The 18,249-nt window shown below is 56.1% G+C and carries 10 protein-coding genes; all 10 read left to right on the forward strand.

Translation table 11 applies throughout. From position 1 onward, the window contains the following. Window positions 1–72 precede the first annotated feature (72 nt). The 10 genes from PXG97_RS19040 (at window position 73) to PXG97_RS19085 (ending at window position 18,069) form a co-directional block, all read left to right on the forward strand. Window positions 73–3,333: a SusC/RagA family TonB-linked outer membrane protein gene (locus PXG97_RS19040; RefSeq protein WP_276499422.1), complete on the forward strand. Its 3,261-nt coding sequence runs from the start codon at window positions 73–75 to the stop codon at window positions 3,331–3,333. 4 nt (window positions 3,334–3,337) lie between these two features. After that, a complete protein-coding gene (locus PXG97_RS19045; protein WP_276499423.1) occupies window positions 3,338–4,846 on the forward strand; it encodes a RagB/SusD family nutrient uptake outer membrane protein in 1,509 nt (502 codons plus the stop codon). 79 nt (window positions 4,847–4,925) lie between these two features. Beyond that, window positions 4,926–6,929, forward strand: a complete 2,004-nt coding sequence (locus PXG97_RS19050) for an MGH1-like glycoside hydrolase domain-containing protein (RefSeq protein WP_276499424.1) — start codon at window positions 4,926–4,928, stop codon at window positions 6,927–6,929. A gap of 8 nt (window positions 6,930–6,937) precedes the next feature. Beyond that, window positions 6,938–10,063, forward strand: coding sequence for a beta-galactosidase, LacZ type (gene lacZ, locus PXG97_RS19055; protein ID WP_276499425.1), 3,126 nt, complete (start codon window positions 6,938–6,940; stop codon window positions 10,061–10,063). Window positions 10,064–10,070: 7 nt separating this feature from the next. Next, window positions 10,071–11,024: a homoserine kinase gene (locus tag PXG97_RS19060; protein WP_276499426.1), complete on the forward strand. Its 954-nt coding sequence runs from the start codon at window positions 10,071–10,073 to the stop codon at window positions 11,022–11,024. Continuing rightward, on the forward strand, window positions 11,015–12,253 hold the full coding sequence (lysA, locus tag PXG97_RS19065) for a diaminopimelate decarboxylase (protein ID WP_276499427.1): 1,239 nt from the start codon (window positions 11,015–11,017) through the stop codon (window positions 12,251–12,253). The genes PXG97_RS19060 and lysA overlap by 10 nt, the downstream gene beginning before the upstream one ends. Window positions 12,254–12,593: 340 nt before the next feature. After that, window positions 12,594–12,899, forward strand: coding sequence for a hypothetical protein (locus tag PXG97_RS19070; protein ID WP_276499428.1), 306 nt, complete (start codon window positions 12,594–12,596; stop codon window positions 12,897–12,899). A gap of 534 nt (window positions 12,900–13,433) precedes the next feature. Next, complete coding sequence (locus PXG97_RS19075) at window positions 13,434–15,017, forward strand: hypothetical protein (RefSeq protein WP_276499429.1); 1,584 nt, start codon at window positions 13,434–13,436, stop codon at window positions 15,015–15,017. A 50-nt stretch (window positions 15,018–15,067) separates the two neighbouring features. Then, window positions 15,068–17,299 carry a TonB-dependent receptor plug domain-containing protein gene (locus PXG97_RS19080; protein ID WP_276499430.1) on the forward strand — a complete coding sequence of 744 codons (2,232 nt, stop codon included), beginning with the start codon at window positions 15,068–15,070 and terminating at the stop codon, window positions 17,297–17,299. Beyond that, window positions 17,281–18,069: a DUF4249 family protein gene (locus tag PXG97_RS19085; RefSeq protein WP_276499431.1), complete on the forward strand. Its 789-nt coding sequence runs from the start codon at window positions 17,281–17,283 to the stop codon at window positions 18,067–18,069. Before PXG97_RS19080 ends, PXG97_RS19085 begins: the two co-directional genes overlap by 19 nt. Window positions 18,070–18,249 lie beyond the last annotated feature (180 nt).

An 18,249-nucleotide genomic window follows, 5' to 3' on the forward strand; every position in this document is an offset into this window, starting at 1 on the left:
TGGTGCCTCAGTTTTTCCTCCCTTGCCTCAAGTTCCGGGCCTGACATGCAGCGTGAACGGGTTACGTTAACCTTGCAAGAGGCCTCGTTGATGGAATTCATCAGGCATGTGGAAGCACAAACGCCGTTTCGTTTCACATTTGACGAAACAGAGCTGGCAGAAAAGCGCAATATTTCAGTCAGAGCCCATAAAGAGCCCCTTGGCAAGGTACTGGAGCGCATTACCTCCCAAACGGGGCTAGAGTTCAGGCTCATCAACAACAACATTCACATCCGCACCCAGCCCATACAGCCCAAGCCCCTTCCGGCCGGCAAGAGCGCCTTTCAGGAGCCGGCAACGGTGACAGGCCGTGTGACGGATGCGAGCGGCACGGGGCTTCCCGGTGTTACGGTGCTTTTAAAAGGCACCACGACTGCGGCTCCCACTGACGCAGCGGGAAGATATACCTTAAACGTGCCGGATGGAAGCGGTACGCTGGTGTTTTCCTTTATAGGATATCAGACGCAGGAAGTGCCCATCAGCAACAGGACCAGTATTGATGTGGTGCTAGCCGATGACGCCAAGGCGCTGGAGGAAGTAGTGGTGGTGGGATACGGCACACAGGAGAAGAGCGACCTGACCGGAGCCGTATCTTCGGTAAAAGGTGAGGAGGTAAAGAAGATTGCCTCCAACACGCCCGCAGACGCCCTGCAGGGAAGAGTGTCGGGCGTAACCATCCGCCGTGGCTCGGGCAATCCAAGGGCTGGCACTGACATTAATATCCGGGGGGTGCGCTCGCTGAGCGGCAACAACCCGCTGGTTATCATCGACGGTATCCAGGGCAACTTCGACCTGCTCAACCCGGATGATATTGAGAGCATAGAGGTGCTCAAGGACGGTGCCGCAGCCGCCATCTATGGCTCCCTGGCAGCCAACGGCGTGGTGATTGTAACCACTAAGTCGGGAAAGTCCGGCAAGATGAAGGTGGAGTTCAGCAGCTACTACGGCGTGGACAAGCTGCAGAACAAGCTGGAACTGGTAGACAGTGAGGGCTATAGCCGCGTGGCCCGCATGGCTGCCCAAAATGCTGGAATGCCTGCACCAGACTTCCTGAGCGATACCTGGACGGCCAACACCGACTGGGTGGACGAACTTTTCGACAACGGTACCTTTCAGAACTATAACCTGACCTTTGGCGGCGGCACCGAGAACGTGAATTACATGCTGTCGGGCAGTTATAACCTGCGCGAAGGCATCTTACAGGGCGAAGACCGGGAGAAAAAGCAGCTTAGGGCCAAGGTAGGAGCAAAACAAGGAAGGCTCTCAGTAGATGCAAATATATATTATGTGGAGAACGATGACCACATTTTCGGGGGCAGCATTTATGAGGCCTACTCCATGCCCGCCATCATCCCGGCGCGCGATCCCGCCAAGAAGTATGGCTTTGGCTACATTGATGATAACCTGTACAACGACCTGCCTGACCACGAGAATCCATTAGGGGTTGACTTTTATAACAAGAACACAGCCGCTGAGGAGAACCTGACCACCAACTTCTCGGCCACCTACGACTTGTTTGAGAACCTTAAGGTTACCGGCAGGGCAGGTGTGGAGAACGCCAACACGTTCAGCTACCGCCATACCAAACCGTATCAGGTAGGCAACAAAACCGAGGTGCGTTTCCACGAGGTCTATGAGTACCGAGGAGAGTACCAGCAGACAAACATGGAGCTCTTTGCCAACTATAGCAAGCAGTTCGGCAGCCATAGCCTGGAGGTACTCTTGGGCGGCTCCCGTCAACGCATCGAAGATAATTTCATTGCCACATCGGTAGAGGGCAAGCAGGTGCTGCCCGATGGCACGGAGGTACCTATCGGGTTCCTGGACCCCAGCTTCGGCACCTTGAGTGCGGGCCAGGGCGGGGTAACGACAAATGAAGGGTCAGGAACGGCCATTTCCAGGCTGTCGCAATATGGCCGCATCAACTACGCTTTCCTGGACAGATACCTGATTCAGGCCACTGTGCGCCGCGACGGTTCCTCTAAGTTTGGGGTAAATAACCGCTGGGGCGTTTTCCCGTCCTTCGGTCTTGGCTGGAAAGTTAGCGAGGAGGAATTCTTCCAGGTGGATTTCATCAGCTCCCTGAAGCTGCGCGGTAGCTGGGGGCAGCTGGGCAGCGAGGCCACGCTCGGGGCCTATGACTATCAGGTAAACACGGTGACCGGCTACCGCTACCCCTTTGGCGCTGCCGAGACTCAGCGCATTGGCACAACCCTTACAAACATCCCGAACCCGGACCTGAAGTGGGAGACTGCTGAGACGGTGAACCTGGGGGTGGACTTTGGCCTGCTTGGGGACAGGGTTACCGGCTCCGTTAACTACTACACGCGCAACACACGCGACATGATCATTCCGCTGGTGCTGCCGGGTTCCGCTGGCTTCAACAACCTGAACGTGAACTTTGGCGATGTGGAAAATAAGGGTATTGAGCTTGAGGCCCAGTACCGGAAGGCGAGCGGTGTTTTTCAGTATTCCGCTGGCATCACCCTTGCCAACAATTCCAACAAAATTACCAAAGTGGCCAATACCTCCCGTGACGAGTTCCTGGGCGACGACACCACCATTGACGGGGAGCCGGCCAACCGTTCCCGTCTGGGCTACCCCATCGGTTCCTTTTTTGTATACCAGGCAGACGGCATTTTCCAGACCGAGGAGGAGGTACTGCAGCACACCGGCACCGATGCCGAGGGCAATACCGTGCAGGTGCAGCCAAATGCCCAGCCAGGGGATATCCGCTTCCGCGACGTGAACGGCGATGGGCAGCTGAACACCGAGGACCTGGTGTACGCCGGCTCCGGCTTTCCTAAATTCAACATCGGCGCCAACTTCTCGGCAACCTACAAGGCCTTCGACTTCTCGCTGCAGCTTTACGGCGCTTCGGGCTTCAAAGTCTACAACGCCGTGCGGCAGAACTTTGAGGCCATGGACAATTACGAGAACTACATGACTTCTGCCCTGGATGCCTGGACTCCGGAGAACCGGGATTCAGACGTGCCCAGAGCCGTGTTCGGAGACCCCAACCAGAACGCGCGCCGCAACTCCACCCGCTTTATCGAGGACGGAAACTACCTGCGCCTGCGCAACATCCAACTCGGCTACACGCTGCCATCGTCCCTGACGCAGAAAGCAAGTATAGAGCGGCTGCGCGTGTACGTGAGCGGGCAGAACCTCTTTACCTGGACGGGCTACAGCGGCATTGACCCGGAAGTGGGCGGCACGCTGAACGCGGGTACGGACTTCAGCTCTTACCCCAATGTAAAAACGATGTTACTCGGACTTCAAGTAAACTTTTAGGAACATGAAAAATCATTTATACCGATACCTGATGTTGGCCTCGCTTTCCTGCCTGGCCATGGGCTGCAGCGACGATTTGCTGGATGAGTTCCCGAAGGACAAGCTCAGCTCCGAGAAGTTCTGGACAAATCCCGAGGATGCTGAGAGCAGCCTGGTTGTGGCGTATGAGCGCCTGAACCTGGGCTTTTGGGCCCACACGGAGGTGGCCTTTGTGGTGGAGAACTTTCGCTCTGACTTTGTGCAGGCCGGGAGTGACGTGATTGCCAATTACCCCGACCAGGAGGCGTTTGACTCCTATCGGGTTACCAGTAGTAACGGGCGCCTCGAAGACTATTGGAACCGGCAGTACCGGGGCATCTCGGCGGCCAACCTGGTCATTCACCACGTAGGTGCGATGACAGAGGAGCAGATAAGCTCTGACCAGAAGAACAAGATCGTGGCACAGGCCAGGTTCCTGAGAGGGCTCTACCACATGCGCCTGCTGATGAATTGGGAAAGAATCGTGCTGTTCGACTTTTTGCCGGAAGGGGCAGATGAGTTGCTACAGCCACTCTCCGAGCGAGAGGTTGTTTGGGCAGCCATCGAGAAGGATTTTACCGAAGCAGCCGAACATTTGCCCGACACCTGGGACGCCAACAACAAAGGCCGTGCGACCAAAGGCGCTGCGTTGAGTTTCCTGGGAAAGGCCTATCTGGAGCAGCATAAGTGGGCCGATGCGGAACGTGCTTTGAAAGCTGTGGTTGACCTGGGGGTATACCGGCTGGAGCCCGATTTTGCCTCTCTGTTTGATGGCTCAAATGAGCTGAACAGCGAGTCTATTTTTGAGATTGCCTTTACGGACAAGGAAGTGGCGGGCAGCGCCGTGGAGTACGCGGGCATCTATAACATTGCCACCACCGAGATGGGCGGCTGGGAGGCCATGCTGCCTACACAAGCCCTTCTCAACGAGATGAAGAGAGAGGGAAAGGTATCGTCAAAAGGAAAGTATGATGCCCGTCTATACGGTACCCTTTTCTTCGATGATCCGGATGTCAACATCTATGGTTATACGTATGAGGAGGTGTTTGGCGAGGGTAACACCAAAATTGCCTGGAAGAAATACCTGTTCCGCAACATAGCCCCCTGGGAGGCCCCTCGCAGGTATAGGTCTAACATCAACAATGTGCTGATGCGTTATGCGGACGTGCTGCTCATGTATGCTGAGGCGCTGAATGAGCAGGGGAAAACAGGCGAGGCAAAGCTATACATCGACCAGGTGCGGGCCCGCGCTGAGATGCCTGCTACCACGGCCACGTCGCAGCCCCAACTGCGGGCCCAGATCATGCACGAGCGGGCCGTGGAGTTCGCACTGGAAGGGCATCGGTTTTACGACCTGCGCCGCTGGGGCGATGAGGTGATGGCCGACGCAATTCGCAGCAGCGCCTCCAGGGGGCACCAAGGCTTCAGTGTGGCGGAGGACAAGTTCCTGCCAATCCCATCCTCCGAAAAAGCCAACAATCCAAAGATTCAGTAGCAGGGCATCTAAGGGTACACCGCACTATCTGTTCCGGTAGTGCGGTGTACCCGCATGTCCGGCAGTTAACTACTTCGTGATGAATTCGAAACACTTATTCTACGTATGTGCAGTTGTCGCCCTGCCTGTTGCCTGCACGGTGAGCAGGGAAAGTGGCAGCAGTGAAATAAGCCTGCAGGAGGCCTACCCCAATGTGCTGGCCCTGCAGGAAGCGCCTGCCACTGCCCGTGTGACGGGTAAGGCGGCCTTGTCGGCTTTCTCCGACTTGGGCGCCTGGCACGCCTACAGCCTGCCCACCCATTTTACCGGCGGCTTTTCCGGTCCTTTCCTGATGACCCAGCAGAACGGGGTGTGGGCTTCGCCCTCCTTGGCCGATTTACACTTGACCGATGCCGCCACAGGCCAGCCGCTTGTACTGGACTCGACCGCGTTTGAGGCGGTGTACCTGCCCGGCAAGTTGGTGCAGACCTACACAGGCAAAGAGCTAGATCTGAAGCTGGAGCTGATCTTTATCTCTTCGCGCTCGGCCCTGGTGCGGGCACAGCTCACCAACAAGGCCGGTGCAAACTTGCAGGCAAGCTGGCGCGGCTCTACCTGGTTGCCTGACAGCCACTTTAAGGCAACGGACAACGGCGTGCGCCTCGAGCAGCAGAAGGAGAGTACTATCGTGCGCCTGTGGGTGCCGGAGGCCGGCGAGGCTCGGGTAACTGAAAACAAGTATGAACTCCAGGCACATCAAGGCCAACAGTTAAAAAAAGGGGCTACAGTGCAGCTGTTGCTGGCGCAGAGCGCCGTGTTCTCGGAAGAGGAGCTGGCAAAGGAGCAGCCGGTCGTAGCAGCCGCTTTTAAAAATCCGGAGGAGGTATTTGAGCAAAATACCCAACGCTGGAATGGCTACGTGCAACAGGTGCTGCCAGAGGCGAAGAATGACACCCTCAGCAGGCTGGCGGTAAAATCGCTCATCACGCTCACCAGCAACTGGCGCACGCCGGCCGGAGAGCTGAAGCATGCGGGTTTGTTTCCGTCTTATGCCTACCGCGGCTTTCACGGCTTCTGGGCCTGGGACTCGTGGAAACATGCGGTGGCTTTGGCAAGGTTTCACCCTGAGCTCGCCAAAGGCCAGATGCGCACCATGTACGACTATCAGGATGAGCATGGCATGATCGCCGACTGCATTTTCCGGGATACGCTGATCGAGCAGCACAACTGGCGTGACACAAAGCCCCCGCTCTCAGGCTGGGCCATTCACAAGATTTATGAGGCGACAAACGACAAAGCTTTTGTGGAAGAGATGCTGCCCAAGTTGCTCCGGTACCACGCCTGGTGGTACGCCTACCGCGACCACGATCAGAACGGGCTGTGCGAGTATGGCTCCACCGACGGCACCCGCATTGCGGCGGCCTGGGAAAGCGGCATGGACAATGCCGTGCGCTTCGACAAGGCGGTGATGCTGCAAAACAATGCTTCGGCCTGGTCGCTCAACCAGGAGTCAGTGGACCTGAACAGCTACCTGTATGCCGAGAAAAAATACATCGCGCAGCTCCTGCAGGCCGTGGGCAAGGGTGAGCAGGCAAAAAGCTACCTGCAGGAGGCAGAGAAGCTGGCTGCCCGGATTCGGGAAGTATTTTACGATGCAGAAACAGGCTACTTCTACGACGTGCGGCTGGAGGATAAGTCCAGGATCAAGGTAATGGGCCCGGAAGGCTGGCTGCCGCTCTGGGCCGGACTAGCCACGCCGGAACAGGCCGCTGCGGTGCAGGAAAAGCTCATGGAGCCGACACTGTTCAATACTCACGTGCCGTTCCCGACCCTGAACGCGAGCCACCCGGACTTCAACCCCCGCAAAGGCTATTGGCGCGGCCCTGTATGGCTCGACCAGGCCTACTTTGGCTTGCAGGGGCTGCGCCAGTATGGCTATGCCCAGGAGGCAACTATGCTGCAGCAAAAGCTCCTGCGCAACAGCAACGGCTTGTTGGGTAACGCTCCCCTCCACGAAAACTATCACCCGGTAACGGGCGAGCGACTGAATGCAGCACACTTTAGCTGGTCGGCTGCTCATGTGTTAATGTTGTTGAACGAGTAAACCCGATCATGAAAAATACCCTACTTGGCTGCCTTGCCGTGCTCAGCTTGTTGACAGGCTCTGTACAGGCGCAGCAGCAAACAGCGGCAAGGCCGGATTGGGAAAATGAGCAAATCATCTCCCGCAATACACTAAAGCCCCACGCCACACTCTTTCCTTACGAGACGAAGGCGCTGGCACTGGATAACAGGAAAGAGCAATCTGTGAACTTTCTTTCGCTGGACGGAACTTGGAAATTCCATTACGCGCCCAACCCGGAAGCGCGGCCGAAGGACTTTTACCAGACCTCGTACAATACCAGCGCCTGGAAAGACATCAAAGTGCCAAGCAACTGGGAACTGCAGGGCTTCGGTACCCCAATCTATTTAGACGAGGAATATCCCTTCAAGCCCGATCCCCCTTTTGTGCCCAAAGAAAACCCGGTGGGCTCTTACAAGCGCAAGTTCAGCTTACCGGCCAGTTGGCTGAAAGAGAAACAGGTGTTTCTTCACCTGGGCTCGGTGCGTTCGGCCATGTACCTGTGGGTGAACGGACAGAAAGTGGGCTACATGCAGGTGAGCAAAACGCCGGTGGAGTTCAACATCAGCCCATACCTGAAAGCTGGGGAAAATGACCTGGCCGTGGAAGTATACCGCTGGAGCGACGGGTCTTATCTGGAAGGGCAGGACACCTGGCGGATCAGCGGCCTGGAGCGCAGCGTATACTTGTATGCCGTGCCGGAGGTGCACATCCTGGACTTTTTCGTAACTACCGACCTGGACGAGAATTTCCACGATGCGACCCTGAACATAGCCCTGGAGTTGGCCAAGTATAAAGAGGCTACATCGGCTAAGTATAAATCGGACAAGTATACCATAGCAGCCGAGCTGCTGGATGCCTCCGGCAACAAGGTTTGGCAGCAGGAAAAGCCCTTTGCTACCAATTTAGCTTTCAACACAAAGCTGCAGAGCCCGGCTAAATGGACCGCCGAAACACCCACACTTTACCAACTGCTGCTTTCGGTAAAGGCACCGGACGGCAAGGTACTGGAGGTGATTCCTGCTAACGTCGGCTTCCGCAAGGTGGAGATCAAGGGCAAGCAGCTGCTGGTAAACGGCAAGGCCATCGACATTAAAGGGGTGAACCGCTGCGAGTGGGATCCTGTATTAGGCAGGGCCATGTCTGAAGAGCAAATGCTGCTGGACATCACGCTGATGAAGCAAGCCAACATCAACGCCGTGCGCATGAGCCATTATCCCCACGACGAGCGCTGGTACGAGCTCTGTGACAAGTACGGCCTGTATGTGGTGGATGAAGCGAATATCGAGGCGCACGGCATGCAATTCCACCCCAAGAGTTATGCATTTTTGAGCGATAACCCTGCCTGGGAAAAGGCCTATCTGGACCGCATCGAGCGTATGTTCGAGCGGGACAAGAACCACCCGTCCATCATCATCTGGTCGCTGGGCAACGAGGCTGGCGACGGCAGCAATTTCGTGAAGTCCTACAAGTGGCTGAAGGAGCACGACACACGGCCCGTGCAGTACCAGCCCGCCTGGTACGAGGCCCACACCGACATCGTGGCCCCCATGTACAAAGACAAGCACTTTATCGAGAGCTATGCGAAGAAGTCGCCCGAGAAGCCGTTGATTTTATGCGAGTATGCGCATGCTATGGGCAACAGCGTGGGCAACCTGCAGGACTACTGGGACGTGATCGACAAGTACGAGGTGTTGCAGGGGGGCTTTATTTGGGATTGGGTAGACCAAACCATCCTGACTAAAAACCAGCAAGGTGATATGATCTGGGGCTATGGCGGCGACTTTAACGACTTTCCTAACGACTCCAGCTTTAGTGCCAACGGCCTGGTACGTGCCGACCGCACGCCGTACCCTTACTACTGGGAGGTAAAGAAAGTATACCAGCCCGTAAAAGTGGAGCCGGTGAATGTTGCTGCGGGCCAGGTGCGCCTGCGCAACTGCTACTTTTTCACCAACCTGGATAAATTTTACCTGACCTGGGAGCTGCTCGAAAACGGACATGCGGTTGCCTCTGGCAAGCAGGCTGATCTTGCCGTGGCACCGCAGGAAGAAGCGACGCTCACGCTGCCGGTCTCAAATTATACTTTAAAACCGGGAGCAGAGTACTTTCTGAACCTGCGCTTCTACACCAAGGCACCGGAGCAGCTCTTGCCTGCAAAACACGAGGTGGCCTGGGCGCAGCTGCAGGTAGGGGAGGCGCCAACCTTGGCACAGCAGAGCCATAGCGGCAAGCGGCCGAAGGCAAAGGAAACGAAAACCGGGCTCACCGTAAGCGGGAAAGACTTCAGCCTATACTTCGACAAGGCTACGGGCGCCATCACCTCTTACAAGTATAAAGGCAAGGAAATGTTCCTTGCCCCACTGCAGCCCAACTTCTGGCGCTACCCCACCGACAACGACCTGGGGAACGGCCTGCAGCACCGGGCCGCCATCTGGGAAACGGCGGGTACTAATCGCAGCGTTTCTAATGTGTCAGTTGAAAAAGCCAAAGGCGCCTACGTGATCCGTACGGCGGCTGACGTGGCAGGCGGAAAGGCATCGCTCGCCACTACCTATACCATACAGGGTGACGGCCAGGTGCGGGTGCAAAACGAGTTCATGCCGCATGACTCACTGCCCGAACTGCCGCGCTTCGGTATGAAAGTGCAACTGGCAGGCGAGTTGAGTAACCTGCAGTGGTATGGCCGCGGACCGTTTGAGAATTACTGGGACCGTCAGACGGCTGCCCTGGTGGGTATTTACGAAGGCAGCGTGTGGGACCAGTACGTGCCGTATGTGCGGCCGCAGGAAAACGGCAACAAAACAGATGTGCGGTGGGCGAACCTCTATAGCCAAAGTGGCACCGGCCTGCGCATCGAAGGGGCTCCGACCGTGGAAATCACCGCGCAGCAGTTTGACACCCAGCAGCTGTCGTACCCGGGGCGAAGGGCTCCCAACAAGCACGGCAACGAGATCAAACCTGAAGGGCTTATCTCGCTCCATATCGATTACCGGCAGATGGGCGTGGGAGGCGACAACACCTGGGGCGCCCGCACGCACCCGCAGTATACCTTGCCAGCCGCGAACTATTCTTACAGCTTTACGATCAGACCGTATGAGCGAAACGAAAAATAGGCCACCTATGAAGTATAAACTGGTGCAGGAAGCACTGCAGGCGTATGGCTTGGACGCGGTTTCCTTTACGGAACTGGCCTCAGGCTATGCCAACGTCAACTACAAGGTATGGACGTCCACCGGGCCGGTGCTGCTGCGCCTGTGCCGGCAGCAACCGCTGGAATTGCTTGCGTATGAGGCACTACTTATGCAACAGCTTCGGCAGCTCGGTTTTCCCACCGCTTACCCTATTCCTCGGCGGGACGGGGCGTATGTCACCCAGGTGGGAGAGGAGAACATCATGCTCTACGATTTTGTGCAGGGGCAGGAGCCGGAAGTGAATCCGGCAACGGCTGCTGAAATAGGGGAGGCGGTAGGCAAGCTCAGCACCCTGCAGGCGGGGCCGGAGTTGCAGAAGAAGAACGCTGTGCATATCCTTCACTGCCAGCGGTTGATCACAGAATTCAGCCAGGCCGCGAACCAGTATCCGGATATTTTCAGCTACTTTGAGGAGCAGACCGCCTATCTCGAGCCACTCCTGTCAAGGCCGCTACCCACGGGCGTCATTCACGGCGATGTGTTCCCGAACAACACGCTGTTTTCAGGTAATAAGTTGCTGGCCATCATTGACTTTGAAGAGGCCTGTACCGACCATCTGCTCATGGACGTGGGCATGAGCATGAACGGTTTCTGCTTTGTAGACAACCGGCTGGACATGGAGCTGGCGGAAAGCTTTCTGGCTGCCTATACCTGCCAACGACCGCTGCAGGAGGAGGAGTGGGCGTTGTTGCCCGTATACCTGCAGTGGGGGGCACACGGCATGCTCTCATGGCATCTGCGCAACAACCTGCTCTACCACGAAAAACCCCATCAGCTAGTGCGGGTGCGGGAGCTGATGGAACGTACTATTCGGCTCCGCCATACAGAGGACAGGATTTTAAAGGACATGACAACATTAGCCAAACAGCAGACATGGAAATAGCAAACAACGAGTATAAAATTCAGGAAGTCCCGCTAACGGAGCTGCGGGAGCGGTTCGGCACACCGCTATATGTGTATGATGCGGAGCACATCCGCGAGCAGATCAGAAAGTTCCGTGAAGGCTTCAGCACTGTAGACCTGCGCATTAAGTATGCCTGTAAGGCACTCACCAACATCAATATCCTCAAGCTGATGCTCCGGGAGGGCTTAGGATTGGACACGGTGTCGTTACCAGAAGTAAAGATGGGGGTGCATGTGGGCTTCAAACCGCAGGAAATCGTTTTCACCCCCAACGCGGTGGATTTCTCGGAGATAGAGGAAGCCATTGCGCTGGGTGTGAAGATCAATATTGAGAACCTGTCGAACCTGGAAAAGTTGGGCCGCAAGTATGGCGGCAGCGTACCGGTCTGCATCCGCCTGAACCCTCACATTGCCACACAGGCCAACTCCGAGAAGGTAGACTGGTGGCACAAGCAATCCAAGTTCGGTATCTCCATCGACCAGGTAAGCGACGTGAAGGCGCTGGAAGAGAAGTATAACCTGCACATCGACGGCATTCACATTCACTCCAGTTCGGTAATTATGAGCCCGGAGATCTTTATCAACGGCGCCAAAGCGGTGTTTGACATCGCCCTGCAGTTCCGTAACCTTGACTTCATTGATTTTGGCGGGGGCATCAAGGTGGATGTGGGCGACGGCAGTCCGGTGATTGACGTGGTAGCGCTGGGCAGGCAACTGGACGTCGTGTTCTCCGAATTTTGCGGCAAGTATGGCCGCCGGCTCCAGCTGTGGTTTGAGCCGGGCCGTTACCTGGTAGGCAACGCGGGCACGCTGCTGACGACCTGCGTGCTGCGCAAGCGCAACGGCGGCACCGAGTTCGTGGGACTGGACACGGGCTTTAACCACCTGATTCGCCCGATGTTCTACAATGCCTATCATGAAATAGTAAATGCTTCTAACCCGGCAGGTCCTGCGGAGACTTACACTGTGGTGGGCAATATCTGCGAGATAGACAACTTTGCCGTGGATAGGGAACTGCATCAGGTGCGGGAGGGGGATCTGATCGCCATCCGGAGCGCCGGCGCCTATGGCTATTGCATGGCCTCTACCTATAACTCCCGCTACCGCCCCGCCGAGGTTCTGGTGGTAAACGGCGTGGCAAAGCTTATTCGGAAGCGTGACACGTATGAGGATTTACTTCGCAACCAGGTTAAAGTAGAGCTTGACTAAAGAAGGTGAGTGTAGGTTAACCTTGCATGGGTCTGGAGCTGGTGCAGCAGGCCAGGCAAGGTGGACTGCTGAACTGCATTTCATGGAACATCATGGTGTAGTTCCCGTCCCGCTCAAATGCTGCCCCGCCAGGCTCCTGCCAAAGCACGTCAGGGCCTGCGTTTTAAAGGAATAACCAGGGGCTTTTCCAGCAGGAAAGGCTGCTGCTCTACTATCTTACCATTCGGTTCAAAATACCTCTGTGCCGCTTGCTCTCCTCCACCTGCGTGGCACTTTTTTGATGCCGATGGGGTAAGATGGTAAGCTCTCTTTCAATGATGCGCAGGCGCAGGAAGTTCTTGTGGTCCTGGTGGCGGAGGGCAGAAAAGTTACTTCCTTCAAAGAGTCCACGACAGCCTGGCTGCTGGCGCAGCATGAGGCGGAGGCCCGCTACCATGCCACGCCCTCCCAGATGCTCGGACTGAGTAACCGCAGAGGGGGCACCGCGGCGGGCAAAGGCGTTCCTCCAGTGCATGGCCCGGGTGCTCGCACTCAAATGCTCGCCCTGAAGATCCTTACCAGGTTTCAGACAAGGCTATCCTTCCTGGAGGGGAGGAGCTCCCAAAGCATTCTGAAGGCGGAGGAATGGTTGCTACGGTTCTGCTAAAGCGGCGACTCGGGCTGTATGGCGGCGCTTCGCAAGGTGCTGGCAAACCGGATTACCCGGAACCCTTGTCAGCCTGTGAGGCTGCTGCGGTCAATCCCGTCTGTTAAGCTCAGAAGCAATAACCTGCACATCCTCTATGCCTAGGGGCTTGTGAATGAAGCCGTGCACAAGCACGTAGTTACGGCTTTTTCAGTGTCTGACGGGCCGAGCGTGGAAGGCTTACAGCTGCGGCTGGCGAGTCTTTTTTCCGGCCTTGCTTCCAGGGGAAGATGGCCCTGCGTTGCATAGGTGTCCCGGCACAGCGGAGTCTTCTTCCTGCCATTAGAAGTAAAGCAGCCTGTCGGTTTTCCAAATATCGGTTTCCACGCACAGGGGACACAGAAGGGGGAAAGATAAAATATATGGTTAAACTTTAATATAATAATATAATTATATACTTTCGCCCCGCAACAATAAAAGGGACTGCTTCGCCAGCCCACCTGCTTGAAAACAAATTTTAATAACTACATAATGCTAACAAGAAAGCTTACGGCCATGGCACTTTGTTGCCTGGTCTTGTTCTCCGGCTGCGACAAGGACGACAGCAGCGCGGAGGTGGAGCAGCTCGAGAAGGAGCTAATCGCTGAGAAGGGTAAAACAGTCGTGGACCTGAGGAAAGAGGGTGACAACCTTGTCATCGTCTACAGCAACGGAACGACCTCCACGGTGCCCTACACCGACGCTATGAAGGGTAACCTCGGCGCGGCAAAGGACGGGGTGGGCATCCAGAGCATCACCTACAACGGGGAAACCGGTATCCTAACCATCACCCTGACCAACGGGGAATCATCTGAGTTTAAAATCACCACCACAGACACAGAGTGGGACGCCGTACTAGTGGGGGACACCAACGGCAGCCTGTTCATCACCGAGGCACTATTGGGATCTGTGCCGCTAATCAAGGCCGAGTACGATGATGCCTACCAGCTGACCTACCTGGAGAGCAACCAAGCGGTGGATATGCAGACGCGCAAGGCATACGATCTGACAAAAAGCTATGCGAGCGGTGCTTTAGACAAGTACACCATTAATAAGTATGCGACAAGGGATAGAACTAATGAAAGCGTCTCCGAATATGTAAGACACCTTTACGAGTCAGAGGTGACGTTCACGGAAAGCAAAGGCTATACCTTTAGGGAATCGAATGGGGATGGGACCTTCGCTTTCTTTGTACAGAATGGGGAAAGAGAAGGGCAGTACCGTTATTCAAAGTATGCTAAATGCATATCTATTCCCTCAAGCAATGCCGAATATGATCAATACAGCATAATTAAGAAAATCAACGATTCTGAGTACTACTATTATTATCACGTATACACATCCTCTACAGAAAGAGTCTATGCTATTGAGTTCTTAGTGACGGTACTACCCGAGGTTGCTGCTGGCGATTTAAGATCCACAGTGGTTGTTGATACTGAAACAGATGCGCAGGGCCGGGTTACCAAAAGCTATGAGGCTAATAGTGAGGGGGCTCTTCCAAGCAAGTATATCAGCTACGAGTATAACGCGGCAGGCTTGGTGAAGACGACAAAGACCTACTTTAAGAATGCACAGGGGAATTGGAGCGCTGCGGGGGAAGTAGAGGCCTATAACTATAACACAGACAATAAACTGACTTCAGTAAGTCGTACTTTTTTAGATGGCACCACAAGAGAAGTACAGAAGGCGGTGTATGACAATAACGGGAACCCAACGGCAGTTTGGGCATGGCAACCTGCAGTGTATGACCATGGCTGGAGGCTAGATGCTCCAACCGGGGAGTGGGTGCCAACATCTAAACTTATCCGTGAGGCAGGCTTGCACAAAGTGGCTGATATTGAGTATGAGCTTGCCTACAAGAACTTCCTGGGCAATACCATCACAGCGCTGGTGCCGGAATTGGAAGGTTACAGAGTGGTAAACGCTATCAAGCGTGTTACTGTGCCAAACTCCTACACCTTCGCAAACATAGAGTACAAAGACTTCAACGAGAACGGCTATCCGCGCCGGATGAAGATGGACGCCTCTTACATCGAGTCAGATGATACTTTCAGTATAAACTACGAGGTTGTGCTCAACTATAAGGTGAAGAGCAACTAGCAAGCATTTAAGATGCCCCCTGCTACATATGGCAGGGGGCTTTTGCTGTTATGAGGGGTTCAGTACTACTTTTACTGTTTTTACTCTCTCCTTCTTGGCTGCTGGCACAGGTGGAGGGCACTGTGTTGGATGCAGACACCAGGCTACCGGTGGCAGAGGTCGTTATCAGCACCCCGTCCGCTCATGCGGTCAGCGATGGGAGGGGGCGCTTCTTTCTGCCTGCTGACACTTCAAGCGACAGTCTCCTTCTGCTTCGCCTGAGCCACACCCGCTACCGGGACACCACTATGCTGGTAAGGGGCAGGATGCCACTCAGCCTTTACCTGAAGCGGAGCAGCATTAGCCTGGCAGAGGTGGAAATCACCGCCCCCGTATCCTCCGGCACCGAGACAGCAAAGCTTTCCCGGGAAGACCTAGAAGCCATAGGCAAGCCTTTGGGGGAGGCGGACCTGGTACGGGCCCTGCAGTACAGGCCGGGCGTGCTCCAGACGGGCGAGATGCAGTCGGGTCTCTTTGTGCGCGGCGGCACAAACGCCCACACGGCTATGCTCGTGCAGGGCGTTCCTGTCTTCAACCCGGCCCACCTCATGGGCATCAACAACTCCTTGGACCCGGACGCCTATGAATCCGTTTCCCTTGCCTCGGGCGGGTTCGCCGCGAGCGAGGGCGGCTGGCTGTCTGCTTACCTGCAGGCAGCGCCCCGCGCCAGGGAGGTGTCCACCCGGCAGCTGAAGGTAGGAACCGGGGTGCTGAGCTCGGAACTGAGCTACCAGCAGCACCTGTCCAGGTACAAGACCCATGTATTCGCGAAGGCCAAGTCCTCTTATTACCAACTTCTGGCAAAAGCCTATGAGCAGCTCCATAGTGAAGAGGGACAGGACAACCCGCTGCCGGACTACGCCTTCCAGGACGTGAACCTGCAGGTCTATAAGGCCCTGCCGAAGGGAAGCCTCTCGGTGGCGGCATTTGCGAGCCGGGACAGCTACGATGGCACCACGGACCGCTTCTCATTGGCCTCCGAATGGGGCAACCGCCTCCTCTCCGCACGCTGGAAGCACCGCTTTGGCCCTGCTTGGCTGGAACTCACGCAAGGGTACAGCCGCTACGCATTTTCCATGGAGCACCGGCGCCAGGAGACACGGCTACTGGACCAAGCCACCTCCGGGCATTTCTCCAAGCTCTTGCTGGGCATGCCCCTAGGCAAAACAGGCTTCGTGGAGGCGGGTGCCTTCCTGCAGCACCTGCAGACCGAGATGGCGTCTACCCAGCAGGACAGGGAGGGACGCCTGCTACAGGAAAGCAATTTCAGTGAGAAGCTGCCCCTCCTTGGCGCCTTCGCCCAGGCGCAGGCCACATCGGATAAGTTCACCTACTCTGCCGGGACACGCCTGTACAGGCATAACGGGATTATGCTGCCAGCCCCGCGGCTGAAGGCGGAGGTGACGGAAGATAACTGGTCAGGTAGCCTCTACTACGACCGCACCTTCCAGTTCCACCACCAGGTGAACGTGCTGGGCATCCACATGCCCTTCGACTTCTTCCGCTTCGCCTCCGGCAGGCTGCCTGTGCAGCGCTCGGACCAGGTAGGGCTATCGGTAAGCAGGCCCGTGAAGCAATATAACCTGGCTGCCGGGGTGTATCACCGCTGGCTCCAGGGGCAGCTCCACTATGCCAACGCCTCGGAGCTGCTCTCAGACTTTACTGCCTCCTTCGAGCCTCATGTAGGCCGTGCCTATGGCGCGGAACTGGAGCTGCAGGCCCAGTGGTCCCGCCTGGCGCTGACGGCGAGCTACACTATGGCCTACAGCAGGCTGGCGCTGGAGGGGGAGAACGGCCGGAGGGAGTGGGTGTACCCCGTGCAAGATGTGCGGCACCAACTCTCCACCACGGCTCAGTACATGTTCAACGAGCGCTGGCAGCTGTCGGGGCAGTGGTTCATGCAGACGGGCAGCCCCTATACCTTCCCGGTGGGCATCATCCCGGCGCAAGGCATGACGCCCGGGGAGGCGCCGAGAATACTGCCTGCATTTGGGGAGTTTAACAACGTCCGCACTCCTGTGCGGCACAGGCTAGACTTGGGTGTTACTTACAAAAAGCGCCATGCCAGCCGCACCTCAGAGTGGAACGTGGGAATCTACAATGCCTACAACCGTGCTAATCCATACTTTCTGTACTTCGACGTGGTGCGCCAAGAGGACGGCACAGGCCGGATCGTTTCCAGGCAGCGGTCGCTGCTTCCCTTCACCCCAACACTTCGCTACACATGCACATTCGACCTTTAGTATTTGTGATGCTGCTGCTCCTAAGCTCCTGCTCGCTGAAAGAGGAGTCTGAGCTGGTGATGCCCGTGAGCCCGGCCCATCTCTTCGTGGAGGCCTACCTTTTGCCGGGGGAGCCTCTCCGGCTTAGCCTGATCCGCACCAGTACCTTTCAGGAGGACCTGGCGCTGAAGCTGGTCTGGAACGCGGAGGTGGAGCTGCTGCTGCCCGACACCACCATACAGTTGCAGAACATCTTTTACAAAGAGAAAGGAAGCGGAAAGCTGGTCAACTACGCCAGCACCTACTTGATGCCAGTCATGCTTCCGGGAGACTCGGTGCGTCTGCGGATCATTAACGGGGACAAGGCCGACAGGCTCTACGCCGCCACGGAGCCTGTGGAGCAGGTGAAGATTACCGGTTGGTCCTTCGACGGCACCCAGATCAGGGTTAGCTGCGAGAACGGTGCCGAGCCTAGGAACCGCTTCTACGGCATCTACCTGGAGTATGAGCAGGAGGGGAAGACCAAAAGGAAGACAGAGTACTACGACCATTCGCTCTCAGGTGAGGAGGAGCTGACGTTCCGGTTGGACGTTGCTGCCGGTCAGCAACCTTACCGCGTGGTTCTTTACCGGGTAACTCAGGCTAACTACTCCTTTCAGCGGGCGCTGCAGCAGGCATCACGTTCGAATGTGGACCCTTTTGAGCCGCCTGTTGTGCTACCAACAAACGTTCGGGGAGGGCAAGGGGTTTTCACCTATAGCACGCAAGACAGCCTTCTTATAGTACGGTGACTTCTGTGATTCCTCAAAAAAAGCTTCCTCAGCACGTGAACAATGATCTCTTAATAAATTTGAGTCCCTTTGCCTCCTCAAACGTCAATGCACACAAGCAAACTTGCTTTCAACAGAAGCAGGATGACGTTCTTAGGGTAGGATTCAAAACACCACTCTTCCTGAACTGTCGCAAATTGG

Source organism: Pontibacter litorisediminis, from assembly GCF_029360645.1.
Taxonomy (GTDB): Bacteria; Bacteroidota; Bacteroidia; order Cytophagales; family Hymenobacteraceae; genus Pontibacter; species Pontibacter litorisediminis.